This window comes from Streptomyces sp. NPDC056161 (assembly GCF_042268025.1).
In the GTDB taxonomy this organism is placed as follows: domain Bacteria; phylum Actinomycetota; class Actinomycetes; order Streptomycetales; family Streptomycetaceae; genus Streptomyces.
The window spans coordinates 35,158-61,868 of sequence record NZ_JBHJUV010000015.1; the positions used below are offsets into that span (position 1 = coordinate 35,158).

The 26,711-nt window shown below is 73.2% G+C and carries 23 protein-coding genes and 3 pseudogenes; 13 read left to right on the top strand and 13 right to left on the bottom strand.

Annotation, left to right across the window (positions count from 1 at the left end; translation table 11 throughout):
• Positions 1-110 precede the first annotated feature (110 nt).
• Positions 111-950: a pentapeptide repeat-containing protein gene (locus ACFC09_RS16065; protein ID WP_376528101.1), complete on the top strand. Its 840-nt coding sequence runs from the start codon at positions 111-113 to the stop codon at positions 948-950.
• Here ACFC09_RS16065 and ACFC09_RS16070 read toward each other — a convergent pair.
• Positions 912-2,438, bottom strand: a complete 1,527-nt coding sequence (locus tag ACFC09_RS16070; RefSeq protein WP_376528104.1) for a cytochrome P450 — start codon at positions 2,436-2,438, stop codon at positions 912-914. The two genes, ACFC09_RS16065 and ACFC09_RS16070, sit on opposite strands and share 39 nt — an antisense overlap.
• 124 nt (positions 2,439-2,562) lie before the next feature.
• Between ACFC09_RS16070 and ACFC09_RS16075 the strand changes: the two genes are divergently transcribed.
• Together ACFC09_RS16075 and ACFC09_RS16080 are read left to right on the top strand one after the other, a co-directional pair.
• Positions 2,563-3,171, top strand: a complete 609-nt coding sequence (locus ACFC09_RS16075; protein WP_376528107.1) for a TetR/AcrR family transcriptional regulator — start codon at positions 2,563-2,565, stop codon at positions 3,169-3,171.
• Positions 3,172-3,258: 87 nt separating this feature from the next.
• Positions 3,259-3,984 carry a DUF2470 domain-containing protein gene (locus tag ACFC09_RS16080; protein ID WP_376528110.1) on the top strand — a complete coding sequence of 242 codons (726 nt, stop codon included), beginning with the start codon at positions 3,259-3,261 and terminating at the stop codon, positions 3,982-3,984.
• Here the strand turns inward: ACFC09_RS16080 and ACFC09_RS16085 are convergent.
• Both ACFC09_RS16085 and ACFC09_RS16090 read right to left on the bottom strand, forming a co-directional pair.
• Complete coding sequence (locus tag ACFC09_RS16085; protein ID WP_376528112.1) at positions 3,952-5,151, bottom strand: lactonase family protein; 1,200 nt, start codon at positions 5,149-5,151, stop codon at positions 3,952-3,954. The genes ACFC09_RS16080 and ACFC09_RS16085 overlap by 33 nt on opposite strands.
• Before the next feature lie 158 nt (positions 5,152-5,309).
• Positions 5,310-6,587, bottom strand: a complete 1,278-nt coding sequence (locus ACFC09_RS16090) for an aromatic acid exporter family protein (RefSeq protein WP_376528115.1) — start codon at positions 6,585-6,587, stop codon at positions 5,310-5,312.
• 35 nt (positions 6,588-6,622) lie between these two features.
• On the opposite strand from ACFC09_RS16090, the gene ACFC09_RS16095 reads away from it, so the two are divergent.
• Positions 6,623-7,753 carry an erythromycin esterase family protein gene (locus ACFC09_RS16095; protein WP_376528118.1) on the top strand — a complete coding sequence of 377 codons (1,131 nt, stop codon included), beginning with the start codon at positions 6,623-6,625 and terminating at the stop codon, positions 7,751-7,753.
• Between the two features lie 39 nt (positions 7,754-7,792).
• Here the strand turns inward: ACFC09_RS16095 and ACFC09_RS16100 are convergent.
• A pseudogene (locus ACFC09_RS16100) lies at positions 7,793-8,190 on the bottom strand (FBP domain-containing protein); the annotation flags it as partial.
• Here ACFC09_RS16100 and ACFC09_RS16105 point away from each other — a divergent pair.
• Together ACFC09_RS16105 and ACFC09_RS16110 are read left to right on the top strand one after the other, a co-directional pair.
• Positions 8,183-8,308: pseudogene (locus tag ACFC09_RS16105) on the top strand (DUF3626 domain-containing protein); the annotation flags it as partial. The pseudogenes ACFC09_RS16100 and ACFC09_RS16105 overlap by 8 nt on opposite strands.
• 83 nt (positions 8,309-8,391) lie before the next feature.
• On the top strand, positions 8,392-9,681 hold the full coding sequence (locus ACFC09_RS16110) for an ROK family protein (protein ID WP_376528120.1): 1,290 nt from the start codon (positions 8,392-8,394) through the stop codon (positions 9,679-9,681).
• A gap of 139 nt (positions 9,682-9,820) precedes the next feature.
• On the opposite strand, the gene ACFC09_RS16115 is transcribed toward ACFC09_RS16110, so the two are convergent.
• Positions 9,821-10,786 (bottom strand): SDR family NAD(P)-dependent oxidoreductase, encoded by a 966-nt coding sequence (locus ACFC09_RS16115; RefSeq protein WP_376528123.1) that lies wholly within the window; start codon positions 10,784-10,786, stop codon positions 9,821-9,823.
• Between the two features lie 503 nt (positions 10,787-11,289).
• Between ACFC09_RS16115 and ACFC09_RS16120 the strand changes: the two genes are divergently transcribed.
• The gene (locus ACFC09_RS16120; RefSeq protein ID WP_376528126.1) at positions 11,290-11,535 is read left to right on the top strand and encodes a hypothetical protein; all 246 of its coding nucleotides are present in this window, start codon (positions 11,290-11,292) and stop codon (positions 11,533-11,535) included.
• Positions 11,536-11,553: 18 nt separating this feature from the next.
• Here ACFC09_RS16120 and ACFC09_RS16125 read toward each other — a convergent pair whose 3' ends face one another.
• The 3 genes from ACFC09_RS16125 to ACFC09_RS16135 all read right to left on the bottom strand — a co-directional run bounded on the left by ACFC09_RS16125 (position 11,554) and on the right by ACFC09_RS16135 (position 14,278).
• Positions 11,554-12,819, bottom strand: a complete 1,266-nt coding sequence (locus ACFC09_RS16125; protein WP_376528129.1) for an RICIN domain-containing protein — start codon at positions 12,817-12,819, stop codon at positions 11,554-11,556.
• A 242-nt stretch (positions 12,820-13,061) separates the two neighbouring features.
• On the bottom strand, positions 13,062-13,922 hold the full coding sequence (locus ACFC09_RS16130; protein ID WP_376528131.1) for a hypothetical protein: 861 nt from the start codon (positions 13,920-13,922) through the stop codon (positions 13,062-13,064).
• Positions 13,919-14,278: a hypothetical protein gene (locus tag ACFC09_RS16135; RefSeq protein WP_376528134.1), complete on the bottom strand. Its 360-nt coding sequence runs from the start codon at positions 14,276-14,278 to the stop codon at positions 13,919-13,921. Before ACFC09_RS16135 ends, ACFC09_RS16130 begins: the two co-directional genes overlap by 4 nt.
• 109 nt (positions 14,279-14,387) lie before the next feature.
• On the opposite strand from ACFC09_RS16135, the gene ACFC09_RS16140 reads away from it, so the two are divergent.
• A complete protein-coding gene (locus ACFC09_RS16140; protein ID WP_376528137.1) occupies positions 14,388-18,680 on the top strand; it encodes a CHAT domain-containing protein in 4,293 nt (1,430 codons plus the stop codon).
• A gap of 58 nt (positions 18,681-18,738) precedes the next feature.
• Here ACFC09_RS16140 and ACFC09_RS16145 read toward each other — a convergent pair whose 3' ends face one another.
• Positions 18,739-19,164, bottom strand: coding sequence for a VanZ family protein (locus ACFC09_RS16145; protein WP_376528140.1), 426 nt, complete (start codon positions 19,162-19,164; stop codon positions 18,739-18,741).
• A 652-nt stretch (positions 19,165-19,816) separates the two neighbouring features.
• Complete coding sequence (locus ACFC09_RS16150) at positions 19,817-20,479, bottom strand: DUF4230 domain-containing protein (protein WP_376528143.1); 663 nt, start codon at positions 20,477-20,479, stop codon at positions 19,817-19,819.
• 403 nt (positions 20,480-20,882) lie between these two features.
• Between ACFC09_RS16150 and ACFC09_RS16155 the strand changes: the two genes are divergently transcribed.
• Together ACFC09_RS16155 and ACFC09_RS16160 are read left to right on the top strand one after the other, a co-directional pair.
• Positions 20,883-21,791 carry a hypothetical protein gene (locus ACFC09_RS16155; RefSeq protein ID WP_376528145.1) on the top strand — a complete coding sequence of 303 codons (909 nt, stop codon included), beginning with the start codon at positions 20,883-20,885 and terminating at the stop codon, positions 21,789-21,791.
• 74 nt (positions 21,792-21,865) lie between these two features.
• A pseudogene (locus ACFC09_RS16160) lies at positions 21,866-22,070 on the top strand (hypothetical protein); the annotation flags it as partial.
• A gap of 17 nt (positions 22,071-22,087) precedes the next feature.
• Here the strand turns inward: ACFC09_RS16160 and ACFC09_RS16165 are convergent.
• Positions 22,088-22,480: an anti-sigma factor antagonist gene (locus tag ACFC09_RS16165; RefSeq protein WP_376528147.1), complete on the bottom strand. Its 393-nt coding sequence runs from the start codon at positions 22,478-22,480 to the stop codon at positions 22,088-22,090.
• 119 nt (positions 22,481-22,599) lie between these two features.
• On the bottom strand, positions 22,600-23,550 hold the full coding sequence (locus tag ACFC09_RS16170; RefSeq protein ID WP_376528425.1) for an NADP-dependent oxidoreductase: 951 nt from the start codon (positions 23,548-23,550) through the stop codon (positions 22,600-22,602).
• A 733-nt stretch (positions 23,551-24,283) separates the two neighbouring features.
• Here ACFC09_RS16170 and ACFC09_RS16175 point away from each other — a divergent pair.
• Entirely contained in the window at positions 24,284-24,406 is a 123-nt protein-coding gene (locus tag ACFC09_RS16175; protein WP_376528150.1) for a hypothetical protein, read from the top strand.
• Positions 24,407-24,485: 79 nt separating this feature from the next.
• Here ACFC09_RS16175 and ACFC09_RS16180 read toward each other — a convergent pair whose 3' ends face one another.
• Positions 24,486-24,935, bottom strand: coding sequence for a nitroreductase family deazaflavin-dependent oxidoreductase (locus ACFC09_RS16180; RefSeq protein ID WP_376528152.1), 450 nt, complete (start codon positions 24,933-24,935; stop codon positions 24,486-24,488).
• Positions 24,936-25,273: 338 nt separating this feature from the next.
• Between ACFC09_RS16180 and ACFC09_RS16185 the strand changes: the two genes are divergently transcribed.
• Entirely contained in the window at positions 25,274-26,470 is a 1,197-nt protein-coding gene (locus tag ACFC09_RS16185) for a cytochrome P450 (RefSeq protein WP_376528154.1), read from the top strand.
• 12 nt (positions 26,471-26,482) lie between these two features.
• Positions 26,483-26,683: a ferredoxin gene (locus ACFC09_RS16190; protein ID WP_376528157.1), complete on the top strand. Its 201-nt coding sequence runs from the start codon at positions 26,483-26,485 to the stop codon at positions 26,681-26,683.
• Positions 26,684-26,711: the final 28 nt, after the last annotated feature.

Sequence of the window (26,711 nt, forward strand, 5' to 3'; positions counted from 1 at the left end):
GGGCCCGGGTCCGCAGGGCGGCGACGGGGCGTGCGGGGCGGCGACGGGGCGTGCGGGGCGGCGCGTAAATGCGGGCGACACGGGATCCGCAGGTCAGTAGGGTGATCGGCATGTCGGATCAGCCGGACGGCCGAACGGAGCTGCGCGGCGACTGCGCGCGCTGCTTCGGGCTGTGCTGCGTCGCCCTGCCCTTCGCCGCCTCGGCGGACTTCGCCCTGGACAAGCCCGCCGGCCGGCCCTGCCCCAACCTGCGGGACGACCACCGCTGCGGCATCCACACCGAGCTGCGGTCCAAGGGCTTCGCCGGCTGCACCGTCTACGACTGCTTCGGCGCCGGACAGAAGGTCTCCCAGGTCGTCTTCGGCGGGCGGGACCGGCGCACCGGCTCCGCCGGACTCGCCCGCGGCATGGCCGAGGTGTTCCCGGTCGTACGGCAGTTGCACGAACTGCTCTGGTACCTCACCGAGGCGCAGGACCTGCCCGCGGCCCGTCCGTTCCGTGCCGAGCTGCGCGAGGCACTCCAGGACACCGAGCGGCTCACCCGGCTCGCCCCCGCGGAGCTGGCCGCCCTGGACGTGGCCGCCCACCGGCGCCGGGTCGACGTCCTGCTGCGGCGCACCAGCGAGGCGGTGCGCGCGGTGATACCGGGTGCCAGGAACCGCAAGAAGGACCGGCGGGGCGCGGACCTGGTCGGCGCCCGCCTCAAGGGGGCCGATCTGCGCGGCGCGGATCTGCGCGGGGCCTTGCTCGTCGCCGCCGATCTGACGGGTGCCGATCTGCGCGGTGCCGACCTGATCGGTGCCGACCTGCGGGCCGCGGATCTCACGGACGCCGATCTGACCGGCGCGTTCTTTCTGACCCAGCCGCAGACCGACGCGGCCCGGGGCAATGCGGGCACCCGGCTGCCGGCGTCAGTCGCCCGTCCCGTGCACTGGGCAGCGTGCCGCTGACTCCGCTCCCTCCGGCGCGCCGTCGCCGACCGCCGGCACCGTCGGCCGGCCGCGCCGCACGAGCCGCAGCCGCAGCCCCTCCGGCATCAGCGTCAGCCGCTCGGTCACCCGCAGCCGGTAGGCGGGATCGGGTTCGAGTGCGTAGCGGCGCAGCAGCAGGCCGAGGACCAGGGTCGCCTCGTGCAGCGCGAACTGGCGGCCGATGCAGGCCCGCGCGCCGGTCCCGAAGGGTTTGAAGGTGTGCGGGGCACGGGCGCGCACGGCCTGCGCGTCGAACCGGTCCGGGTCGAACCGCTCGGCATCCGCACCCCACACCTCCGGGTCCCGGTGCAGCATCGGCGTGAGCACCAGCGCCCAGGCGCCCCGGCGCATCGGGTGCTCCCCGGCCAGCACGGTGTCCGCCACCGCCTCCCGGGCGAAGGCCGGTGCCGTCGGCCACAGCCGCAGCGACTCGTCGAGGACCCGTCGTACGTAGCGCAGTTTGGCGACCTGGTCGTAGCCGGGTGCGGGTGTGTCGCCCCAGACGCGGTCCACCTCGGCGCGGGCCCGCGCCGCGACCTCCGGGTGCCGGGAGAGGTAGTGCAGCGCGAAGGAGAGCGCCCCCGACGTGGTCTCGTGGCCCGCGACCAGGAACGTGATCACCTGGCGCCGCACGTTCAGCGGCGACAGCCGCTCACCGCTGTGGGGGTGGGTCGTCGCCAGCATCCGGTCGAGCAGGTCGCCGTCCCCGCCGCCGCTCTCCCGCCGGGCCCGGACGAGGTCGTCGACCGTGCGGTTGAGGTATCCGATGTCGGCGGCGTTGCGCCGGGTCGGGCCGCGCAGCAGCAGCCCGGCCAGCGGCGGGGGGACGGTGTTGAGCCGCTGCGCGTAGGTCAGCGTGCCCACCATCGCGGTCACGAAGGGGTGCGGCCGGTCTCGTTCGAACGAACCGAAGTCGTGCCCGAATCCGGTCCGGGCGATGGTCTCCAGGGTCAGCTTGGTCATGTCTCCCGGCACGTCCACCGGGCGTCCCGCGGCGAGTTGCCGGTCCCAGTGGTCGGTCAGGTGCCCGGCCACGTCCAGCATCGCGGTGTGGTAGCCCTCCATGGCCTCACGGCTGAACCCGGGGGCCAGCACGTCGTGCGCCAGCTGCCAGTTGGGTTCGTGGTTGTAGGCCGTGAACAGCCCGTCCCCGGCGACCGGGCGGAGATTGGCGACGCCGAGGCCCACGTGCTTGGCGAACCGGGACTCGTCCGCGATGTCGGCCGCGAGCCGGGCGCCCCAGAGGAACACGAACTCGTTGCCGAACGCCTTGCGCCGGAAGATCGGACCCAGCCGGCGGGCGTGGCGCAGCGTGCCCTGCACGGGCGTGCGCCGGTCGGCGTCCAGTACGTCGCCGAGCAGGGGCAGGCGGTTCGGGGGATGGGGGATGCGGTGCAGCTCGGGCCAGCCGTGCCGGGCGCCGCGGAAGCCCTTCGGCAGGGGCGGTGCCGTCCTCGTCTCCGCCATGACGCGATCTCCCTCGGTCTGCGGCAGGTTGCGCGTGGTGTACGCGAGTTCATGTTGTACGCGGGTTCAATAACGTGTTCCAGTCTGGGTCGGTTACTGAACCGACGTCAAGTAAAGTGCGGACATGGCCGCGGACCGAGCAGGACGCACCCGGCGCAGGCTCAGCACCCAGGAGCGTCGGGAGCAACTCCTGTCGGTCGGGGCCAGACTGTTCTCGGAGAAGCCCTACGACGACGTGTGGATCGAGCAGGTCGCCGAGATCGCCGGGGTCTCCCGCGGGCTGCTGTACCACTACTTCCCGACCAAACGGGACTTCTTCGCCGCGGTCGTCGAACGTGAGAGCGAGCGGATGCTGCGGCTGACCGCGGCGGTGCCGGGCGTGCCGGTGCGCGAGCAGATCACCGCCGGTCTCGACGCCTACCTCGCCTACGTCGAGTCCCACGCCCACGGCTACCGCGCCTTTCATCGCGCCGACGCGGCCGGCGACCAGGCCGTGCGCCGCGTCTACCTGCGCGCCCTCGCCGCGCAGGAGCGGCAGATCATGGCGGCCCTCGCCGCCGACCCCGAGTTCGGTCCGCTGACCGGGGGCCGGGCCGACCTGAGGCTCGCCGTGCGCGGCTGGCTGGCCTTCACCACGGCGGTCTGCCTGGAGTGGCTGCGTGGTCCTGGTGTGGACCGCGAGCAGGTGCGCGATCTGTGCACGCGCGCCCTGCTGGGCGTCCTCGCGCCCTGACCGGTCACCCGGCCGGGGGTCCGGCCTGGTTGGCGTACGTTCCGATCTCCGATAAGTTAGGCAAGGCTTACCTAAGGAGGTGTCGGGATGGGTGACAGCCGAGCCAGTACGGCCGGGCCCGGCGCGGCCGAGCGGGCGCGATCGGTGCTCGCCGTCGCCTGGTCGTGCGCGGTGACCGTGGACGGCGGGCGCGAGGAACTCGTCGGGGCGCACACCGTCACCGGTGACGGACGGGTGATCCTGCACGCCCCGGAGGACAGCGCCCTGCGCGCGGCCGTGATCTGCGCGCCACGCGGCGAGCCGTGCGCCGTGCTGGAGTTCGCCGACGTGGCTCCCGTCGCGCAGCGCAACCGGATCCGCGCCCGGCTCTGGCTGGCGGGCTCGTTCGCCGCCGAGGCCGACCGGCTCGCCTTCCGCGCCACCCGGGCGGTGCTGCGCGGGCCGTCCGGAGCAGAGGCCGTGGACCTCGACGCGTTCACCGCCGCCGCCCCCGATCCGCTGGCCGCCGCCGAGGCCCGGCTGCTGACCCACCTCGCCGATGCCCACCCGGACGCCGTCGAGCGCCTCACCCGGCTGGTCGAACCCGCGAGCCTGCACGCCGCGACGCGTGTGGTGCCCCTCGCGCTGGACCGGTACGGACTCACGCTGCGCATCGAGCGCGGCCGGCGCCACGGCGACGTACGGCTGCCGTTCCACCGGCCCGCCGACGACCTCGGCCAGCTCACCGAGCGTGTCCACGCCCTGCTCACCCGGGCGGCCACGGCCGCCTGCCCGCGCGCCCTACAGCGGCAGCGCGCAGACGGCGACGGGTGAGGGGAACGGCTTTCCCGCGAGCCGCAGTCCCCCGCTGTGCTCGTCCACGTGGAACACGCTCACGGTGCTGGAGCGCTGGTTCGCCGCGAACAGCAGCCGGCCGTCCGGCGAGAACGCGATCTGCCGCGGGAAGTCGCCCGCCACCGGCACGGTGTCCAGCAGCCGCAGCCGGGCGCCGCCCGCCTCCACGGCGTACCGTGCGAGCGTGTTGTGCCCGCGGTTGGCGAGATACGCGAACGCGCCGTTCGCCGTGACCAGGATCTGCGCCGGATAGTTGGCGCCGGAACCGGCGCCGGTGGACTGCGGCGCACCGATCTTCAACCGTCCGGTCTCCCCGTCGTACGTGCACACGGCGACCGTGTTGTCCACCTCGTTGGCCAGGTACGCGAACCGGCCGCCCGGATGGAAGGCGAGGTTGCGGGGTCCGGCGCCCGGCTGGGCGTGCGCCCGCGCGACCGCCGTCAGGGTGCCGCGCCCCAGGTCCAGCCGGTAGCTGTACACGCTGTCGGTGCCCAGGTCGACCGCGAGGACGTGGTCGCCGTCGGGGCCGGCGACGAACTGGTGCGCGTGCGGTCCCTGCTGACCGGGGCCGGGCGGACCGGCGTCGGTGACCAGGGCGGTGCGCTCCCCGAGGGCGCCCGAGGCGGCGATGGGATGCACCGCCACGCTGCCCGATCCGTAGTTGGCGGTGAGCAGCCAGCGCCCGTCCGGGTGCACCGACAGATGGGCGGGGGCCGCGCCGCCGGTGCCGCGGGAGCCGAGGATCCGCCGGTCGGCGGTGCGGACGGCGGTCACGGTGCCGTCCGTGCGCTCGTCGACCGCGTACAGGGTGCGGCCGTCGGGATGCGCGGCCAGGTAGGACGGGTCGGCGACGCCGTTCAGGGTGCCGGACCGGGTGACGGCACCGGTCGACGGGTCGTAGTGGGCCAGGCCGATGCCGGTGCCGCCGCCCTGGGTGGAGGTGTAGGTGCCCAGGTAGAGGGGGCGGGAGCCGGACGGCTTCGCCGGGCGCCGGGCGTCGGCGGCCGGCGCGGAGCCGGGCTCCTCGGGCTCGGTGGCCGGCGCCGCCGGCGCCGGCAGGCCCACCGCCGCGGCGCCGCCCGCCAGCGCCCCGACGAACCGGCGCCGGCTCCAGCCGCCGCCCGGCGATTCCGCATCACTGCCCATGTCCACACCTCAGGAAGTTCGTCTCGGTCCTGACAGCCACCATCGCGCGGACCACCCCGTCCAGGCAAAGCGGATCACCCCGTCGAGGCGGAGCGGACCGTCCTGCCCCCGGGCGGAGCGGGCCACGCGATAGGCGCACAGCACCTCGCCGACCTCCCTCATCGGGAGGGACGGCCTTCGCCCTCACCTGGCGCGCCCGCCGCCGCGCGGACCCGGCGCAGCCGCCGCGGTACGGTGCCCACCCGTTCCCGGACCCGGGACATCCGGGGCAGCAGCTCCCGCTGCTCCCGGGTGACCCGGTCGAGCTCCTCCAGCAGGCGGCGCGAGCGGTGCTCCGTGTCCAACTCGTCGATGATCCGGTCCACCTCGGTCAGCACGGCGCCGAACAACTGCCAGCGCCGCGGATCCCGCTCGGCCTCCTCCCGCAGCAGCAGGGCCACCTTGTCGCGGGTGCCCGCCACCGTGCGCAGTCCCGCGGTCAGCCGCGCCTCGGCGGACTCGGCGCTCACGCTGACATCGGTGGTCACCAGCACCGCGAAGCTGACCACCGCGTCGGCCACCTCCGACAGCAGCCGCTCGACGGCGGCACCCGTCTCCGGCGGGAACAGCGGATCGGGATCGCGGGACTTCGCCAGGTCGGTGAAGGTACGGGCCAGCACCCGTAGGACGACCGTGCAGATTTCCAGCGTGTCCAGTCCCGTCCGCAGCACCACCCGGTGCAGCAGGCCCTCCCGCACCCGTGGATTGAGCCGCAGGCTGTCCTCGGCCTGCCGCAGGTCCGCATCCACCCCCACGATGTCGTGGTCGAGCCGGCGCGCCTCGTGCAACCGCTCCGCGGCCACCTCCCACGGGACGCGCCCGGCGGCCTCCTCACCAAGCCGCAGCATCAGTCGCCGGATCCGCCGGGCCAGTCCCTCGATCGACTGCCCGGCCTCGTCCACCCAGACCGGGGCGGGCAGCAGCAGATTGCAGGCGAGTCCGACGCCCGCGCCGATCAGCGTCTCCACCACCCGGGCCCAGGCCGTGTTCCCGACACTGGTCACGCCGAGCACCAGCATGGCGCTGATCGCCACCTCGGGCACGTACTCGTCGACGCGCACCAGGCGCCCGACGGCCAGCGCCGCCACGATCAGCAGGGCCAGGCTCCACCAGGTCAGCCCGACCAGCAGGCTGAAGGCGATGGCCACCAGGACGCCGGCCACCACCGCGGTCACCCGGCGGACGCCATTGGTGAGCGTGGCGTAGAGCGTGACCTGGACGACCAGCAGGGCGGTCAGGGGCGCGGTCAGCGGCACGGACTCCGGGCTCAGCCGGAGCGCGACCACGTAGGCGACCGTCGCCGCTGCGGCCGACCGAAGCGTCTGGACGACCACGGGTTCATGGCGGTGCTCCAGGAACCGCTTCGGCCCCGCGGTCCACTTCCGTACGTCTGGCATCTCTGGGCTGTTCCCCGTGCGCGGACCCGTCGAACGTGCGTGCCGCAGGCCGGGGCGTCCGCAAGGGGGCCGGCCCCCGCGCGGCACGGAGGACTGCCGGATGGCCGCGCGGCGGCGCCGGGCGCGAGCCTCGGAGTCACGCCCTGGAGGGCAGCTGGAGCACGGGTCGGCTGCTCGACGCCTATGTGCTGCGCGGCGAGGGCGACCCGCGGCGCATCATGAGCGAGGAGTTCCAGCGGGACCACCTCTGGTGGAACAACACGGACTACCTGCGGCTCATCCAGTGGATGCGGTCGTACAACCTGCGGCACCCCGACGACCCGGTCCGCTTTCTGGGCGACGACACCGCCTGGTCCGGGCCCGAGCTGTACGACGCCGTCACCGACTACGTGGCCCGCACGCACCCCAGGCTGACCGCCCGCCTCGACACGCTCTACCAGGGGCTGCGGCCCACCGTGGCCACGGGGCGGTACATCGAGGAGTACCTGAACAAGCCGTACGCCGACCGCAGGGAGATGGCGGACCGCACCGGACGGGCGCTGGCGCTGCTGCGGCGGCAGCGTCCGGGCGCCGACCGGGCCGCGTACGACCTGGCCGTGCAGAACGCGGCGGCCGTCGACCGGACGGCCCGGCAGTACGCCTTCGACTTCGACGACCCCGCCCAGGTCGCCGCGAGCATGCGCTACCGGGACGAGACGATGGCCGCCAACGTCGACTGGTGGCAGCGGCACACCGGAACCAAGGTGCTGCTGTCGGCGCACGACGCGCACGTCGCCTACGAGCCCCAGGACCCCGCCCACTACCCGAAGATGCAGGGCGCCTTCCTGTGCGACCGCCTCGGCTCCGGCTGTCTGAGCGTGGGCCTCACCTTCGACCGCGGCGCGTTCAACGCCACCGGACCGGACGGCGCCCGCCACCGCTGGACGCTCCCGGCGGCCGGTCCGGGCACCAACGAGGCCACCCTCGACCGGGTGCGGTACCGCGACTACCTGGTCGACCTGCGCTCCGTCGGCGCGCCCGCGCGCGCCTGGCCGGCGCGGGCCCGGCCGACGCGCAGCATCGGCACGGACTACCCGGACGGCCCCTACGACATCGCGCTCGCCCCCAGCCACGACATCCTGGTGCACCTGCACCGTGTGACGGCGGCCCGGCTGCGCCAGGGCTGACCGCGGCCCTGGCGCCGTCCGCCGCGGGACCCGCCGGGTTCAGACCCCGAGCCGGTCGAGGAACGCGAACAGGTTGCCCGTCATGCGGGCGATCCGTTCGTCCGTCGTGAGGCTCTCCTCGATGCGCAGACCGGCCTCGGGCACCTTCCTGCCGCGCACGTACAGCGAGCAGGCCAGGTCGGTGCACATGTACACGCCGACCGAGTTGCCCTCGCGGCCCGCCGCCCCCGCCTTGCGCGCCGTCATCAGCGAGACCCCGCCCCCGTGATGGGTCGTCAGGCACACCGAGCACATGCTCCGGTGCAGAAAACCGCGTCGCGCGGACGGGAATCGCAGCGCCACGCCGACCGGCCGCCCTCCCGCTCCGCCACCACGTAGCAGCGGTCGGGCGCCCCCGGATCCCGCCAGCCGAGGAAGTCCAGGTCGCCCCAGGACCTGAAGAAGGTGTGGCACACCCTCGCCCGGTTCGGCGCGCCGGAGGGCGCGGGCACCGCCCGCGCCCCCTCCCGGGCGCCGGACGGGATCGGCGGCCCGCCCCCACCTCTTAGCTCATAGCGTGAACTAAGGGTTGGAAGAATGTCGCGCCGGGCCCGTCCGCGGGGTATGTTGCAGGTCGGGCTGGGTTCGAAGGGAGCCATATGGCGGGGCGGAACGGGCGCACGGTACGCGACCTCAGACGGGGCAACCGCACGGCCGTGCTGCAACGGCTCTACTTCGACGGACCCCTCAGCCGGTTCGAGCTGGGCCCGGCGACCGGCCTCAGCTCCGGCTCGGTCAGCAACGTCGTCGCGGATCTGGTCGCCGACGGCCTGGTCGAGGAGGCCGGCAGCGTCGACTCCGACGGCGGCCGGCCGCGCACCCTGCTGCGCGTCGCCCCGCACAGCGGACACATGATCGGCGTCGATGTCGGCGAGACCCGGGTCCGGGTCGAGCTGTTCGACCTGGCGCTCACCGAACTCGCCCGGGTGGAGCGCCCGTTGGCCCCGCAGCGGTACGACGTCGACGTCATCGTCGGTCACGTCCGCGACGGAGTCGCCGAGGTCCTCGCCGCCGCCGGGACGGAACCCGAGCTGCTGCTCGGGGTGGGCGTCGGCGTCCCCGGCATCGTGGAACGCACCGCCGACCGGGGCGCCGTCGTGCACGGCCAGACGATCGGCTGGGACGCCGTCCCGCTGGAGGCGCTGCTCCGCTCCGGCTCCCAACTCCCGGACACCGTCCCGTACTTCATCGACAACGGCGCCAAGACCCTGGGCCAGGCCGAGATGTGGTTCGGCGCCGGGCGCGGTGCGCGCAACGCGGTCGTGGTCCTCTTCGGCTCCGGTGTCGGCGCCTGTCTCGTCACTCCGGAGGTGGAGCACGGCCGGGCCGTCGAGTGGGGGCACCTGACGGTACGGGTGCGGGGCCGGCGCTGCCGCTGCGGAGCGCTCGGCTGCCTGGAGGCGTACGCGGGCGCGGAGTCCCTGCTCTCCCGCTGGCGCGAGGAAGGCGGACGCCCGCCCGAGGGCACCGACGAGGAGACCGCGCTGACGGCGATGCTGGCCGCCGCCTACCCGCCTGGGGACGGCACCGCCGACCCGGTGGCGCTCGCCGTCCTGGAGGAGACCGCCGAGTACCTGGGTGCCGGCCTGTCCGACCTGATCAACCTCTTCCAGCCCGAACGGATCCTGATCGGCGGCTGGGCCGGGCTCCAGCTCGGCTCGCGCTTCCTGCCCGCGGTCCGCCGGTACGCGACCATGTACGCGCTGCGCCACCCGGCCGAGAAGGTGACGATCGACCTCGGCCGGCTCGGGCCCGACGCGGTCACCGTGGGCGCCGCGATCCTGCCCTTGGCCGACTTCTTCAACCGCGGCGGACACCGCGCGCCGCCCGCGGCCGAGGACCGGCTGCCGGCCTGGCGGGCGGCGCTGGAGGACCGGGCCCCGCGCTGACGGCGCCGGCGGAGCGGCAGGCCGCGACGCCCCCGCGGACGATCGTCGGCATATCACGGACGACCGCGGGCGCCGCACGGTCGGCGACGGTGCCGCACCGCCGTCTCGGCGCGGTACACCGGGACCGTCCGGGGAGCGCTCAGCCGGCGAAGGCGTCCACTCCCGTCAGCTCGGCGGACAGCGTCCACAGGCGGGCCGCCTGCTCCGGGTCGCACGCCCAGTCCTTCACCCCGGTCCGCTTCCCGTCCGCGGGGGCCGGTTCGGCGATGTCGCAGTCCTCCAGATAGACACCGCCCATGCCGTCGAGGCGGGGCGAGGTGGCCGCCCACACCTGGGTGGCCGCCCCCTGCTCCGGGGTCTTGAAACCCTCGGGGTTCAGCGGGTTGCCGTGCTCGTCGATCCAGCCGCGCTCGACCATCTCCTCCCGGGGGAGGTAGCGCTGGAGCGGGGTGAGGATGCCGCCCGGATGCAGGGAGAACGCCCGGACCCCGGCGTCCCGTCCCAGCCGGTCGAGGTGGACGGCGAACAGTGCGTTGGCCGTCTTCGCCTGCCCGTACGCCTCCCACTTGTCGTAGCCCCGGTGCCAGTGGACGTCGTCCCACCGGATGCCGGAGAAGTGGTGGCCCCCGGAGGAGACGGAGACGACGCGCGCGCCGCCGCGCTCGATCGCCGGCCACAGCCGGTTGACGAGGGCGAAGTGACCGAGGTGGTTGGTGGCGAACTGGGCCTCCCAGCCGGGCCCGACCCGGGTCTCCGGGCACGCCATGATCGCGGCGCTGTCGATCACGAGGTCCAGGTCGCGGCCGGAGGCCAGGAAGCGCTCGGCGAAGCCGCGCACGCTCGCCAGGTCGCCGAGGTCCAGCTCGTCCACCTCGACCCCGTCGAGGCCGGCCAGCGCCTCCTGGGCGACGGCGGGGCGCCGGGCCGGCACGACCACCCGGGCGCCCGCCCGGGTCAGCGCCCGCGCGGTCTCCAGACCCAGGCCGGAGTAGCCGCCCGTGACGATCGCGAGCCGTCCGGTGAGGTCGATGCCTGCGAGGACCTCGTCCGCCGTGCTGGTGGCGCCGAAGCCCGAACCGATCTTGTGCTGTGCGGTAGTACTCATGCCCGGAACGCTACGAATTGAAGTGCTCTCGAAGTCAACAGGAAACCCGTGCGGATCACGGACGCCCGGGATGCGTGGCCAGGGTGACGAGGATCACCCTGGCGTGGGGCGTCCGGTGGGAACACCCGGAGATCGTTGCCCGTTGAACATGCCGTGGGTGCGGACGGAACAGTGTCCCCGGGCCTCATCTTCCGCCCACAGGGACGATCGTTCGGCCCAAGCCCTGTGGAGCCCTTCGCCGAGAGGCGACCGCCGTGCGCACCCACCCCCTGGCCGCCCCGGCCGTGATTCCCCCGTCGCGGTCGGGGCTTCCCCGTGCGGCCCGTCCCTCGGCGGACGCGGGATCCGCCGTCGCCTCCATGCCGAGGGTCCACCCGGGCGCGACTGCGCCGCACGACGCCGGGCGGGCGTCGTGCGGCGCGCGGTCATCCACCGAGTGGATCACTCGGTGGATGGCACATGTGAGCGAACATATCCGACATGTGGGATTTAGGCTCGATGGTATGACGGAGATAGCGAGCCCCCACATCTGCCGCCCCCGGATCCTGGTCCTCGGGGTGATGCGGGGCAGGCCGGGCAGCCTGCCCTTCCGGATCATGGAGATCGACGGTCAGGTGGTCGGCGCCGCGAGGGCCGTCACCGACGTCCTGGAGACCGCGGCCGCGTACGGCATCACGGTCCATGACCTGGACGATCCGGACGTGGTCCGCTGGGTGGGCGGCGACAAGTTCACCTGGCGGCCGCACTGAGGGTTCGCCGGTGGGGCCTCAGCCCACCGTCCACTTCTGGTTGGCGCCGCCCGAGCAGGTCCAGATCTGCAACCGGGTGCCGTTGGCCGAGCTGTTGCCGGTGGCGTCCAGGCACTTGTTCGCCTGCGGGTTCACTATGTCGTGCGCCGCGGACACCGTCCACTTCTGGTTGGGGCCGCCGGTGCAGTCCCACAGCTGTACGGTCGAACCGTCGGCCGTGCCGTTGCCGGTGACGTCGAGGCACTTGCCGAGCGCCCGTATGGTGCCGTCCGAACCCACCGCCCACTGCTGGGCGGCGGTGCCGTTGCAGTCGTAGAGCTGCACCGGCGTGCCGTTCGCGGCGCTCGCGCCGGCCACGTCCACGCACTTGCCGGCCAGGCCCTTGATCGCGACGCCGGCCGCGGTGTCGCTGGTCGTCACCGACACCGAGTCCACCACCAACTGCTGCGGGAACGCGGTGGAACCGTCCGGGTCGCCGGGCCAGTAGCCGCCCACCGCCAGGTTCATGATCAGGAAGAACGGCTTGTTGAACACCCAGGCGTTGCCGCCCACGTCGGCCGGGGTGCGCGTCTGGTAGACGTTGCCGTCGACCGACCACTTGACCGAGTTCGGCGCCCAGTCGATGGCGAAGGTGTGGAAGGCGTCGGCGAACGCCTGTCCGTTCGGCAGGCTGTAACCCGCGCCGATACCGCCCGAACCGGAGTACCCGGGACCGTGGAGGGTGCCGTGCACGGTGGAGGGTTCGAACCCGACGTTCTCCATGATGTCGATCTCGCCCGAGTTCGGCCAGCCGACATTGCCGATGTCGTTGCCCAGCATCCAGAAGGCGGGCCACATGCCCTGCCCCCGCGGGATCTTCATCCGCGCCTCGACGTGGCCGTACTGCGCGGTGAACTTCCCGGAGGTGTTCAGTCGTGCCGAGGTGTACTGGCAGGTGCCGTACCAGCACTGGTAGTTCGCCGGGTTCTCCCGCTTGGCCGTGATGACCAGGTGGCCCTGGCCGTCCAGGGCCGCGTTGTTGTTGCCCGACGTGTAGTACTGCCGCTCATGGTTGTTGACGTTGTCGCCGGTCTCGATCTGCCACTTCGAGGAGTCGGCCGCCGCGCCCGCGGGGCCGTCGAAGGTGTCGGAGAACGTCACGGCGGCGACGGCGGCGACGGCGGCGTCGGAGGCGCCGGAAGCGCCCGAGGCGTCCGCGCGGGCCGGGCCGATCGCGACGGACGCGACGAGCGCGGCGGACAGAGCGGCGAACACAGAGGTGCGGAGCAGGCGTGGGGGGGCCACGGCTCTCCCTTCCATACGGCGGCCCGGAACACGGAAGTGCCGGCCGAGGTGGGGGGGTGAAGGTGACGCTTCTTGATTTAAGAAGTGAGATAAGGGGGCGTCAATACCTTGGTACGGACCAGTCCGGGACGATCATGTGCCGGGTCCGGCGGCACACCGCCGCCGTCCCAGGTCGCGGTCCCGCGCGCGTCCGGGGCGTCCCCAGGATGTCCCTGTCCCCCGGACACCGGCTCGTCGGCCCCTCAGGCTCCCTTGCGCACCGCGCGGGTGATCTCGCGGCCGATCCCCGGTGTGACCCGGCCGTCCGGGACGGGGATCCCCAGAGAGACGGCGAGGCTCGCCCCGTGCAGGTCGACAGCCGACTCCATCAGCTGGGCCAGATTCGTCACGGCCGACCGGCCCCGGACCACGGCCGTGAGCAGCGTGCCCAGCCCCGCCAGCCCGAGCGGCCACCAGACGGCTCCCGCCAGGACGTAGAGAACGCCCCAGCCGGCCAGCGCGGTGGCCCGGCCGAACGCATCCCTGCTCTCGTCCAGTACCGTCCGGGTCTCCTCCGGCAGCACCAACCACAGCCGCGGCCAGCCGTGTTCGAGGTCGATTCCGTATTCGAGCCGGACCCGGACGCCGAGCGCCGCGACGGCGTCACCCATGTGCGTCGGCCTGCTGGGAGGCGCCAGCGCGATGCGATTGCGCCGGTACGCCAGGTCCGCCAGGATCTCGTCCGACTGCCCCTGGCGGTACGCCTGTTCGTAGCGTTCCTGGGCACGCGTCCAGCGGCGACGGCGCCGGCCGGCCAGCGCCGCCCCGGTACGTCCGGGCCACCGGCCGAGCCACAGCCGGTGGACGGCCCGCCCCGAACCCTGTGCCAGCAGCCCCGCCCAGGCCGACACCAGCAGGGCGCCCAGCACGGTCGCGGCCAGTTGCCCGGCCGGGGCCGCCCCCTGCTGGAGCCCGGTCACGAACTCCTCGTCGCCGGGCCACGCCCCGAAACGCATCCGCCAGCCCACGGCGACCGAGGCGACGAACAGGACCCCGGGCACGACGAGGAGGGAGAGCCATTTGCCGGCCAGTTGCCTGGCCAGCTCGTTCAGGAAGGCTGTCACCGCGTGCGCCGCTCAGGCGCCGCCCGCGCCAAGGGCTCCTCGAAAAGGTGGCATTCGGGCGTCGCCACACCCGGCGCCCGCACCCAGTCCCGGTCGCACCGGTCGGCGGGGCAGACGAACAGTCCGTCGACGGGGACCCCCGGAGCCACGCCGGGCACCCCGACCACCGACCTGGGCCCGACGCCCGGAATGCCGAACTGCCGCCCCAGCTCGTCGAGTTGCGGCACCACGCCGGCGTCCGTCCGGAGCCGGCTCACCAGCTCCGCGACCTCGTCCGCACGGCCCTGCGCCGCAGCGATCCGCCGCAGGAGAGGGAGCGCCTCACACCATGCCGCGACCTCTGCCCGCCCCTCCATGCCCCTCCTCGCCGCTCCTTGACGCTCCCGCAGCGGACGCGTCGGCGTCGCTGCATGATGGTACGGGCGCGAGTCGCCCGACAACCACCACGGGGGAGCGATGGGGGAGATGGAGAACCTGCCACTGGACGCCCTGCGGGCGCGGCTCGACCGGTTCGCGGCCACCGCCGATCCACGCCAGGTGCTCGGGCCCGAGGCCGATGCGGCGGCCCAGCTCCTCACCACAGCCCTGCGGACGTCCTGGAGCGACGAGGCCGCCCACACCCTGGGCTGGTTCCACTGGTTCCGCTGCGCGGCCCGCCAGACGTACGACGGCCCGGACTTCCACCACGCCCTGCATCTCTTCCGTCCCCTGTGGGCGCGGATGCCGGATGCGGTCCCGGTGGAGATCGGCGCCGTACTCACGCGGGAATCCGCCCCGGCAGGACTGCTCGAAGAAGCCCTGCGGCTCGGTGACAAGGCGGTCGACCACGCCGCCGCCCACCGGGCCACGGGCGACCCGGCACAGTCGAGCGAGGCGATCCGTCTGCTCCTGCGCGGCATCGGCATGCTGCGGGAGATCGGAGCCCTGCCCGAGATGCTCCAGATCAACCTGGTGGAAGTCCTGCTGCAACGGCACGCGGCGGACGGGGACCCCGACTCGCTCGCGGAGGCCGTCGACTGGGCCGCGCGCACGATCGACTCCCTCGGGCCGGTCGCCGACGAACAGGCCGTACCGCTGCTCGCCCCGCTGGGCGGAAATCTGCTCAACGCCTTCCGCGACGGGGCGGGCGGCCCCACCGGAAGCGATCCCCGGCTGCTCTCCGTGGGCGCCGCGGCATGGGACCGCGTCCAGGAGAAGGCCACGGACCCTCAGACCCGGCTCCAGGTCCGCCTCCGACTGGCCACGTCCCTCATCCAGGGCCACCTGCGCACCCCGTCAGCCGAGTGGGTCCGCCAGGCCGGCGCGTACGTCGAGCGGGTGACCGAGGAGTGCGATCCGGCCGACGCCCGCAGCCACGGCATCCTCGACGCCCTCACCGTCGTCGTACCGCTGAACATCGCCCAGGGACAGCCCGCCCTGCTGCGCGCACGGGCCCGCGTGCTGCGCGCGCTCGTCGCGCACCCCGGGACGGACGACGGCCGACGACGCGCCTACCGGACGGATCTCGGCCTGTGTCTCCGGATGGCGCACGACGCCCAGGGCGACCCCGCCGCGCTGGACGAGGCGGTGGACGTCCTGCGGGCCGCGCTCTCCGGCCCGGACGCGACGGGGACGGAAGCCGTGCGCCGGATGGTCGGTCTCGCCAACGCCCTCAAGACCCGTGCGCACGACGGCGGGCGTCAGGTGAACGCCGCGGGCGTCAGGGCCGACGAGGGCGCGCGGGACGACATCGCGGAGGCCGAAGGGTGGGCGCGCCGGGCGCATCGGCTGACTCCGGAGGAATCCGACGCCCTGTCCTGCCTCGGCAATGTGCTGCGGGTGAAGGCGCTGATGCTGCGTGATGTGGCGGTCATGCGGGAGTCGGCACGCCTCAACCACGCCGCCGCACGGACGCTGGACCCGAACCGGCCGGCGCATGCGGTGCAACTGCTGAACACCGGGCTGTCGTACAAGGAACTGGCAACGGCCACCGGTGACCTTTCCGACGCCGAGCACGCGGTGGCCGTGCTGCGGACGGCGGCCGGGCACGCCGGCCCGCACCACTCGCACCACCTCCCCGTCCGCGTCGAACTGGGCCACTCGCTGACGCTGCTGGCCGAGCTGAGCGAGGACGCCGACGCCCTGGCACAGGGCAGGCAACTGCTCGAAGCGGTGTCCGCCGGACTCCCCGTCGACCACGTCGAGGCCCGCCGCGCGCAGGTCGCCCTCATCGACACCTACCGCGTCCAGTTCCAGCTCACCCGGGACGACGGGGCGTTGGACCAGTCCCTGAGCCTGGCCCGGCGCTGCCTGGACGACCCCACCCTGACCGACGACGAGCGCGGCCCGCTCCTGGGCCGATGCGTGGGAGCCCTCACCACCGCGTACGACAGCACCCGGGACAGAAGGCTGCTCGACGAACTCGTCCCCGTCTGCCGGTCCGCCGTGCGCTTCGCCCGGAAGGACTCCTTCGACCGGTCCCGGTCCCTGCTGGAGCTGGGCGCCTGCCTGGCCTCCGTCTACGAGGTCTCACGGGACAGCACGGCGCTGCTGGAGGCCATGGACGTACTGGAGGAGGCGGCCGCCGGCCCCGAGGCGTGGCGTACGACCGCCGAGGCCATGGCGCGGCTCGCGGAGGCGAGACTCCAGCACAGCCGGCAGTTCGCCCCCTTCACGGACCTGGCCCGCCGGGCGCGCGAGAACAGCCCGCACGTGTTCACCGCCCTGTTCGCCGAGCCCTTCGCCGCGTACGAACGTGAACTCGACGCGATCGTGGACCTCGGCCGGAAGTCCCTGACGCTGCGCGCCACGGGCCACCAGGACCGCTCCCTCCTGCTGTCCCATCTGGCGGTGACGCTGCTCGGGCGCGCCAAGCACCGCGGGTCCGCACAGGACGCCGGGGAAGCCGCCGACCTGCTGCGCGAGGCGATCCGGACCGGGCCCGCCGACCATCCGGGCCGCCCGGTCTGGGGCACCAACCTGGTCGGCGCGCTGCTGCAGGTCGGGCGGTACGAGGAGGACGCGTCCCTGCTGGACGAGGCCGAGGCCGTGGCACGCGAGGCCATGGCGGCGGCGGGCGCGGACGACGTGGGACACGTGCGAGCGCTGTTGGCGCTGTCCCACGTCCTGGCGCGACGCGACACCGGGGGAGCGGACCCGACCGGGGAGGTGCGCGAACTGCGCAGCCGGGTCTACCGGACCGCGCACTTCCCCCTCCCGGAACGCATCGCCGCCGCCGAGTCGGCGGGGCGAACGGCCGTCACCCGGGGCGACTGGGAGGACGCGGCGGCCCATTTCGAGGCCGCGGTGGACCTCCTGCCGCGTCTGGTCGGGCACCGGCTCGCCCGGTCCGACCGCGAGCTGCTCATCGCCGACCAGCCCCTGCTCGCCTCGCAGGCGGCGGCCTGCGCGCTGCAACTGGGCGATCCCCACCGGGCGTTGGACCTCCTCGAACGGGGCCGGGGCATTCTGCTCGGACAGCTCACCGAGACCCGGCGCGACCTGTCGGACCTGCGTCGGCAGGCACCGGAGCTGGCCGCGGAGTTCAGCCGGCTCGGCGAGGCCATGACCACCTTCGGCGCCAGCGCCGACCAGGCTCCGGACGGGGCGCCCGGGCCCGCGAGGGACGAGCACCGGTTGACGGTCCGCTCCTGGGAACGGGTGCGCGACGAGATCCGCGGCCTGTCCGGCTTCGAGAGTTTCCTGCGGCCGGGCGTACCCGACCTCGGCACGCTGACCGCGGACGGCCCGGTGGTGGTCGTCAACCTCGCGACCGTACGCAGCGACGCCATCGTCCTCGCCGAGGGAACGGCGACGTGTGTGCCGTTGCCCCAGGCGGACCTGAGGTCCGCGGCGGACCGGCTCATGGCCTTCGACTCGGCCGTCGGCGCGCTGCACGACCCGCACGAGCCCGCCGAACAGCGCTGGGAGGCGGGCGGGGTCGTCCTGGACACGCTCGCCTGGCTGTGGGAGGCGGTGGCGGAACCCGTCGTCCGGGCGCTGGACCTCGCACCCGGCGGCGCCTCGCCGCCCCGGTTGTGGTGGTGCCCCACCGGCATCCTGAACTTCCTGCCGCTGCACGCGGCCGGGCGGTACACCGGCGCCACCCCGTACGGAATCGCCGACTACGTCACGTCGTCGTACACCACGACACTCAACGCGCTGCGCCCGAAGGCAGCCGCGCCCGGCGGCTCCCGCCTCGGCCGCGATCCGCGCCTGCTGGCCGTCGCCACACCGCAGGCGCCCGGGGCCGCGCCCCTGCGGCACGCCGCGGCCGACGCGCAGGCGCTCGCCGGGCTGTTCCCCCGGACCACCGTCCTGACCGGAGAGAGCGCCACCAAACAGGCCGTGCTCCGTGAACTGGCGGGACACACCTGGGCACACTTCGCCTGCCATACGCGGGCCGACGTCCTCGGGATCACCGCGAACGAGCTGGTGTTGCAGGACGGCGCACTGGCACTGCCGGACATCTCGACGCTCGATCTCGACGCCGAGCTGGCGTTCCTCGCCTCGTGCGGATCCGCCGCCGGTTCGTACCACCTCGCCGACGAGGCCCACCATGTCGCCTCGTCGTTCCAACTGGCCGGCTTCACCCATGTGATCGCCACCCTGTGGGAGGTCGCCGACGGCGACGCGACGGAGTTCACCGCGGCCGTGTACGGCCACCTGGCGGACGGTGTGCCGCCCGCCCAGGCGTTGCACCGGGTGACCCGCGACCTGCGGGAGCGCTATCCGCGCAGCCCCTGGCTGTGGGCTCCGTACGTGCACCTGGGGCCCTGAGCGGCGCGGGCGGGCGGCCCGGCGGGACGTCCGCAACGGAGCGCGGTCGGACGTGACGTCACGCCTTCGCCGCGCGTGCGTGCACCGCCCGCCCGAGCCGGCGGCCGAGGAACAGATAACCCGCCAGCGCACCCGCCGTGTTGAGGATGACGTCGTCGATGTCGAAGGCGCGCCCGGTGATCAGCGCGCCCTGTACCAGCTCGACCAGCAGCATCACCATCGCGGTGAGCAGGAGCACGTGGAGGATGCCGCGGGCCCGCGGTGCGAGTACCGGCACCAGCACCCCGAACGGGATGCCGAGCAGCACGTTCCCCCCTATCTGCTTGGCGGCGTCGCGCAGTCCGGGCTGGTCCAGGTAGGCCCGCAGGGAACTGCCGGGGCGCAGGTTGCTGTGTGTGAGGTCCACCGACGCCGGGGACGGCACCAGCGTCAGCCGGGCCAGCACGACGGCGAACGCCACCATGCACACGAAGGCGACCAGCATCGCCGCCAGTCGTACGGGCCACGGGAGCGCGTGCCGGTTCCCACCGGGCGGCCGTGCCGCGCCACCGGCCCTGCGGGGACCGCGACGCGGCCCGCCCGCGCCGTGCGCCTTCGCGGAGCCACCGCGCACGAGTGCTCGGAGCAGTCCCGCCAGGCCCCGGTGCGCGCCGGGACGCCGGGATCCGGCGGAAGCGGCGCCCCGGCCGGGGCCCGCGGACCTGCCGGGACTCCCGGACGTACGGGAACTCTTGGGCGTGTTGGACTTCTTGGTGGAACTCCTTTGCGCACTGGAACTCCCGGACTTTCCCGAACCCTTGGAGCCGGAACTCCGGGATGCGCCGGAGCACCGGGACGTACCGGAACCCCCGGCTTTGCCCGAACCGGCCTTACCGGAACCCCCGGATGCGCCCGAGCGTCCGGACCCGGCCGCGGCGCCGGTGCCGGTCGTGCGACGGTCCGCCGCGGTGCCGGGGGACCGGGTGCTTCCCACGGGGCGACGCCTTCCCGCCGGAGTGTCGTTCCCGCCGGTGCGCAGGTGCGAAACGGTGCGAGCCATGCGGTCCTCCTGTCGTCGGCTTGCCTGCGTGGTGGGGCGGTTACCCCGGAACCGCCCCGTGATGCCCTCGCCCGCACCGCCCGCCGGGGCGGCACGGTCAGCTCCCGTACGAGACGTGCACCTCCGTGAACCCGAGGGAGCGCAGCAGCCCTCGGAGCATGGCGGTCGTGTTCGTCTCGGCTCGGGCGGTCAGCCCGCTGCCGCGGGCCGCCTCGCCGATGTGCTGTACGGCGAGCTGCTGCACGGCGTGTTCGCTGTTGGGGTTGTCGGAGAAGAAGTCGCCGAGCCGGTCGAGCAGTCCGCGCTGTTTGGAGACGGTGTACGAGTGGTCGGCGTCCAGGGCCGGTTTCCCCAGCCGGGCGTGCGGCAGCCGGAGCGTGGCCGAGGTGCGGTCGCCGTCGACCGTCACGTCCCGCTCGCCCAGCCCGCCGAGTTCGACGTAGGCGTCCACCGTGCCCGTACCGACGTACAGGGTGCGGGTGCCGCGGATCGCGTCGGGCAGCAGTTTCGCGTCCTTCTCCAGGTCCACGACGACCTGGAAGGTGCCGGAGGCGGCGTCGTAGCGGCTCATGTCCTTGATCGATTCGAGCAGCGCCGGTCCCGAGCGGTCGCGCGTCTCGGTGCCGAACAGGTCCTTGATGCCCGGCAGCACGGCCAGCCGGATCCCGGCGAAGACCGCCGCGAGGACCAGGACGACGGCGGTCAGGGCCTTTATCCAGCCCGGCACGCGTCCGGGCAGCCGCCTGTTGGAAGTCGTCATGTCGACGTTCCCCCTTCCTGTCTTCCGGATGCCCGCCGAACGCCGGTGCCAGACCGGCCGGTTGGCGGACCAGTATCGACTAGCAGCGGAAGCGTGTCGACGCCTGGTGGACGGGCTGTTGGTTCCCCGTCATTCCCCGTGATTTCCCGCCCGATCCGGCACGCGTCCGGCACGACCTCTTTGACCCGAACCATGGGCACGGTGGAACGCGCGGCCATGGGAGCCCTCCAGGGCCTGTTGGGCCATGCGGCGCACCGTGCAGGGCCACAAGATGCAATTCGGGATGAAGTATGTGATGTCGTTCGGCACGTCGGGCATTCTTCGTTCGCCCTCCCGTCTGCGGCGCCGCCCCGCCCCATCCTGTCGGCCGGACGCCGCGGCGGGCGACTTCAAAAGGAGTGACATGCTCACACGTGAGTCCCTTGCCCGGACCGCCCAGGTGCTCTGCATGGGCACCGCCGCCGCACTCGCCCCCATCGCGTTGGCCGCCCCTGCTTCGGCCGCGGTGCTGCCCGTGGCGTGCAGCGAGGCCGCCTTGCAGAGCGCCATCAACACCGCCAACAGCACCCCTGGCAGCGACACGCTCAACCTGGCGCCCCGCTGCACTTACCGGCTGACCTCCGAACTGCCCGCCATCACTTCGCCGATCCGCATCAACGGCAACGGCGACACGATCACCCGTGTGTCGGGAACGTTCCGTATCTTCACCGTCAACGGTGGCGACCTCACCTTGGTAGATGCCACCCTCACCAACGGCGACGCCACGGGCAGCTCGATCCAGAATGGCGCCGGCGGTGCCGTCGTCGTCACCGGCAACGGCTCCCTGACCCTTCTCGGTGACCTGATCGCGAGGAACCACGCCAACTTCGGCGGCGGCATCAGCGTCTTCGGTGGCTCCCGGGCACAGGTCAACGGGAGTGCCTTCACGGGCAACACGGCCGCGGTGAACGGCGGCGCCATCGCCAGCGACGGCCAGACGACCGTCAACGCCAGCAACCTCAGCGGGAACACGGCCGGCAACGTGGGCGGCGCCATCGCCAACACCGGAACGCTGACGGTCAACGCCAGCACCATCCTCAACAACACCGCGCCGAACGGCGGCGGTGGTCTCGCCAACGGGGTGACCGCCCAGCCAGGCGGAACCTCCACCGTGACCGCCAGCGTCATCAGCGGCAACTCAGCCAGCGGTGCGAACCCCGGCGGCATCTACAACAACCAGGGCACCGTGACCCTGCGTATCACCGTGGTCGCCCGCAACAGCCCGAGCAACTGCCTCAACAGCCCGAGTCCGGTCCCCGGCTGCCGCAACTGACCCCCGGCACCCGTAGCCGACTACCGTCGCGCGGCCTGGTGTGTACCCGACATCGATCTTGGGATCCGTCGTGGCCGGACGTGCTGGAGATCGTGTGCACGAACACCGTGCCCCTGCCCGCGGAGGAGCGGGCCGGGCACGAGCGCAAGCTGCGGGTGCTGTCCATCGCCCCGGTGCTCGCCGGGGCCGTGCGCCGCATCTACAACGGCGGTCAGCGCCCTGTTCGACGCGCCCGGTACCGGGCCGTCACCGGACGGGCCGCCGCCGTACCGGCCCTGACGCCCGGGGCGCCGGGGTCACCGGGAGCCGGGCGTGGTCTCGGGCTGCGCCAGGGCCGCCTCCAGCGTCGGCAGCGCGGGCAGCAGCCGGGACAGGCCGGTGACCCGCAGGACCCGCAGGGTCAGCGGGTGGGTGCACACGAGGCGCAGCGTTCCGCCGTGTTCCAGTACCCGGGTGCGGGCCCGGTAGAGCAGGCGCAGCCCCGAGCAGTCGAAGAACTCGATGTTCCGCAGATCGATCACGATCCGGGCGCCGGGCCGGTCCGTCACCCTGTCCAGATGCGGGGCCAGCTCGGCGGCCGCCGCGATGTCGATCTCCCCGTGGAACTCCAGCACCGTGTGCCCGCGGTCCTCGCGGACGCGCAGGTGCCTGGTGAGCGGTGCGGATTCCTGCCGCGGTTCCGGGCGCACGACGTCACCTCCCACCCGTGCCGGGATCCGTTCCCCGTTCTGCAAGTTACCCTCGATAGAACGAATTTGAGCATGTTCGATTGACATATGTCTTCGAGTTTGGCCGTCCGCCGTCCGGTTCAGGCCGTCACCAGGACCAGTTTCCCTGACGTCCGACCGGTTTCGCCCGACTCGTGCGCCCGCGCGGCCTCGGACAGCGGGAACGTCTCGGCGACCGTGGCCCGCAGCCGGCCCTGCGTCACCAGGGCGGCGATGGCCCGCATGTCCGCGCGGTCGGCGTCCACGAGGATGCGGGCCGCCCGTACGCCCAGCCGCGCGGCCTCGTCGTGGAACTCCCGCGAACCGACCGGCACGATCGACACCACGATCCCGCCCGCGCGCAGCACCCGCAGCGACCGGACGGCGTTGTCACCGCCGAGGGTGTCCAGCACGACGTCGACACCCCGCACCGCCTCCGTGACGTCCGTGCTCCGGTAGTCGACCGCCTCGTCCACGCCGAGGCTCCGCAGGAAGTCGTGCTTGCCCGCGCTCGCCGTGCCGATCACGTACGCGCCGCGCGCCTTGGCGATCTGCACCGCCACATGCCCGACCCCGCCGGCCGCGGCGTGCACCAGGACCCGTTGTCCCGCCGCCAGTTCCGCCGTCTCCACCAGGGTCTGCCAGGCCGTCAGCGACACCAACGGCAGCGCGCCCGCCTGCACATGGTCGATCCCGGCAGGTTTGTGGGTGAGCGCCCGGACCGGCGCGATGGCGTACTCGGCGTGCGAGCCGTGCCCGAACGGGTAGGGCAGCATGCCGAAGACCTCGTCCCCGGGCGCGAACGCGGCCACGCCGATCCCGGTCTCCTCCACCGTGCCGGAGAGGTCCCACCCGAGGACGAACGGCGGCTCGCCCAGGAAGCCGCCGGTGGCCCGGTGTTTCCAGTCGGTGGGGTTGACGCCGGCGGCGCGGACCCGGACCAGCACCTCGTTCGGGCGCGGCGCCGGCCGCTTGAGCCGTACTTCCTTGAGCACCTCGGGACCGCCGAGGACGTCCTGGCTGATGGCACGCATCGTGTTCACACCCCTCATGGTCACCCGGACCACCGCGGCGCGCAGTCCGGAACGTGCCACCGGCGGGCCCGCCGCAGGCCGGTGCTCCAGGGCGGGAACCAGGGCGGGAAAGAGACATCCACGACGGGTGCCCACCGGACGGGCGGATCCGCGAAGGACATCTCCCGGACAGGTACGCCGGTGACGGGTGGGTCCGCGACGGCGACGGGGCCGACGGCCGGAAATCGCCGGGCCGCCGACGCGCCGTCCGACGCCCTCGCCGCGCCGTCCCTTGCCTTACGCGTCTGTCGCCACTCACACCCCTTGAGCCGCACCCACCCGCTCACCCCCACCACGGGTCGGCTCCACCCGGCCGGGGCTTCCACCCGGTTGACCGCGACTGGGTGCCCGGCGGCTGGGCGGTGGCGCTCGCGGCTGGCCGGGCGAGGCGCGCGGTGCGTCGTCGGCGCGCATGGCCGAGAGCCTGATATGGCTGGGAACCTGATACGGTCGGGTGCCGCTGGGGCCGTCCGCGGCCCGCGCCGCCCCGCCTCGCCTCGCCCTCCCGTCCGCCGCCCGGGAACCGGCCCTGACGCCCGCACGCCCGGGAACGCCCCGCGGCAGCGGTACGCCCACGGACTGCGTGTCTGCCGCCGTCCGCACGCCGGACTCCGGCCGTCGTCGCCGCCGTACCGCGTGAGTCGCCCGGCCATGGGCAGTCGGCAGGGGTGAACCGGACAATCCGACGGCCGGCGAGGCCGTCGCGGTCCGCATGAAGCGGTCCCTCGCCGAGACGTTCCCCGAGGCCGGCGAGATCTTCCCGGACGTGACCGACCGGTTTGCGGGCGAGGGACGGGAAAGCCCCGCCGCGACGGGGGAACGCGGCGGGGCCTGACGCAGAAGGTGCCCGGACCCGGAGTTGTTCATGCCTGCCTGCGGCAGATTTTCCGGATGGTGCCGGTGCGCGGCCGGATTCAGCTCCCGGTGCCCGGTTCGAGGACGAAGACCGGGATCTCGCGGGACGTCCGCTCCTGGTACTCGGCGTACGGCGGATACGCGGCCACCGCCCGCTTCCACCACTCGGCCCGTTCCGCGCCGGTGACCTCCCGAGCGGTCATGTCCTGCTTGACCGGTCCGTCCTGCAACTCCACGCGCGGGTCGGCGGTGAGGTTGAAGTACCAGACCGGATGCTTGGGCGCACCGCCCTGCGACGCGACCACGGCGTACCGCCCGTCGTGCTCCACCCGCATCAGCGGCGTCTTGCGGATCTTGCCGCTGCGGGCTCCCCGGCTGGTCAGCACGATGACCGGCAGCCCGGTGTCCCGCAGCGTCGTGCCCCGGGTGCCGCCGGAACTCTCGTACAACTCGACCTGCTCCCGGACCCACTCGGCCGGACTCGGTTCGTACTCACCCTCGACAGGCATGTCATTCCTCTCCTCGTCAAACAGGGCTCGCTGACCATCCGATTCAACACCGATGACCGCGGTATTCATCCGCACCGCACCGGGTCGCCGTCCGGCCCGGTCGGACGGTGATACGGCCAAGTGGCGTACGGCGGTCGCCACCATCGGAGACTATTGTGGAGTGGCTGGTTCCTTTTCCCGGCGCGGCCCTGCGGGGCCGTCAACGCATGAAACGGAAGCGTCGCTTCCCGGCCAGATTCCGCAGGTGACCGTTCTGGCTGAACTTGGCGTCGCGCGATAGGTGCCTCGGGCATCTAATGAAGATCGGCACGACGCACCCCTCGTCTGTGAGGTCTTCCATGACGGAACTGTCGCAACCCGTCGCCTTCCCCCAGGACCGGACCTGCCCCTACCACCCCCCCACCGGCTACGACCCGCTGCGCGCCGCCCGGCCGCTGACCCGGGTCACCCTCTACGACGGCCGCCCGGCCTGGCTCGTCGCCGGGCACGGCCTCGCGCGGGACCTGCTGGCCGACCCGCGCCTGTCCAGCAACCGCACCCGGACCGGCTTCCCGATCACGACACCCCGGTTCGCCGGCGTCCGCGACCGCAAGGCGGCCCTGCTGGGCGTCGACGACCCCGAACACCACACCCAGCGCCGGATGATGATCCCCACCTTCACGCTCAAGCGGGCCACCGCGCTGCGGCCGAGCATCGAGCGCATCGTCGACGACCTGCTGGACCGGATGATCGCCCAGGGGCCGCCCGCCGAACTGGTCAGCGCGTTCGCGCTTCCCGTGCCCTCCATGGTGATCTGCGCACTGCTGGGTGTCCCGTACGCCGACCACGAATTCTTCGAGGAGCAGTCCCGGCGGCTGCTGCGCGGCCCCACGGCCGAGGCCGCACAGGACGCCCGGGACCGGCTGGACGAGTACCTGGGCGGCCTGATCGACCGCAAGCGCAAGGAGCCCGGTGACGGACTGATCGACGAACTGGTCGAGCAGCAGGCGCGCGAGGGCACGCCGGACCGCGACGAACTGGTCGCCCTCGCGATCATCCTGCTGGTCGCGGGACACGAGACCACCGCCAACATGATCTCCCTCGGCACCTTCACGCTGCTCCAGCACCCCGAGCGGCTGGCCGAACTGCGCGCGGACCCCTCCCTGCTGCCCGCAGCGGTCGAGGAACTGCTGCGCATGCTGTCCATCGCGGACGGACTGCTGCGGGTGGCCACCGAGGACATCGAGGTGGCCGGGACGACCATCCGGGCCGGTGAGGGCGTGGTCTTCTCGACCTCGGTCATCAACCGCGACGAGGGGGTCTACCCCGGGCCGGACTCACTCGACTGGCACCGCTCGACCCGCCATCACGTAGCCTTCGGCTTCGGCATCCACCAGTGCCTCGGCCAGAACCTGGCCAGGACCGAGCTGGAGATCGCCCTGGCCGCGCTGCTCGGCCGGCTGCCCGGACTCCGGCTCGCCGTTCCGGCGGAGGAGATCCCGTTCAAACCCGGCGACACGATCCAGGGGATGCTGGAACTCCCCGTGACTTGGTAAGAGGCTCTGGCCATGCACATCGAGATCGACCGAGACGTCTGCATCGGCGCCGGCCAGTGCGCCCTGACCGCCCCGAACGTCTTCACCCAGGACGACGACGGCTTCAGCATGCTGCTGCCCGGACGGGAGGACGGCGGCGGCGACCCACTGGTCCGGGACGCGGCACGCGCCTGCCCGGTCGGCGCCATCACGGTGACCGGGCAACCCGGCTGAGCCCACCCCGGCCGGACCGGGGGCGGCG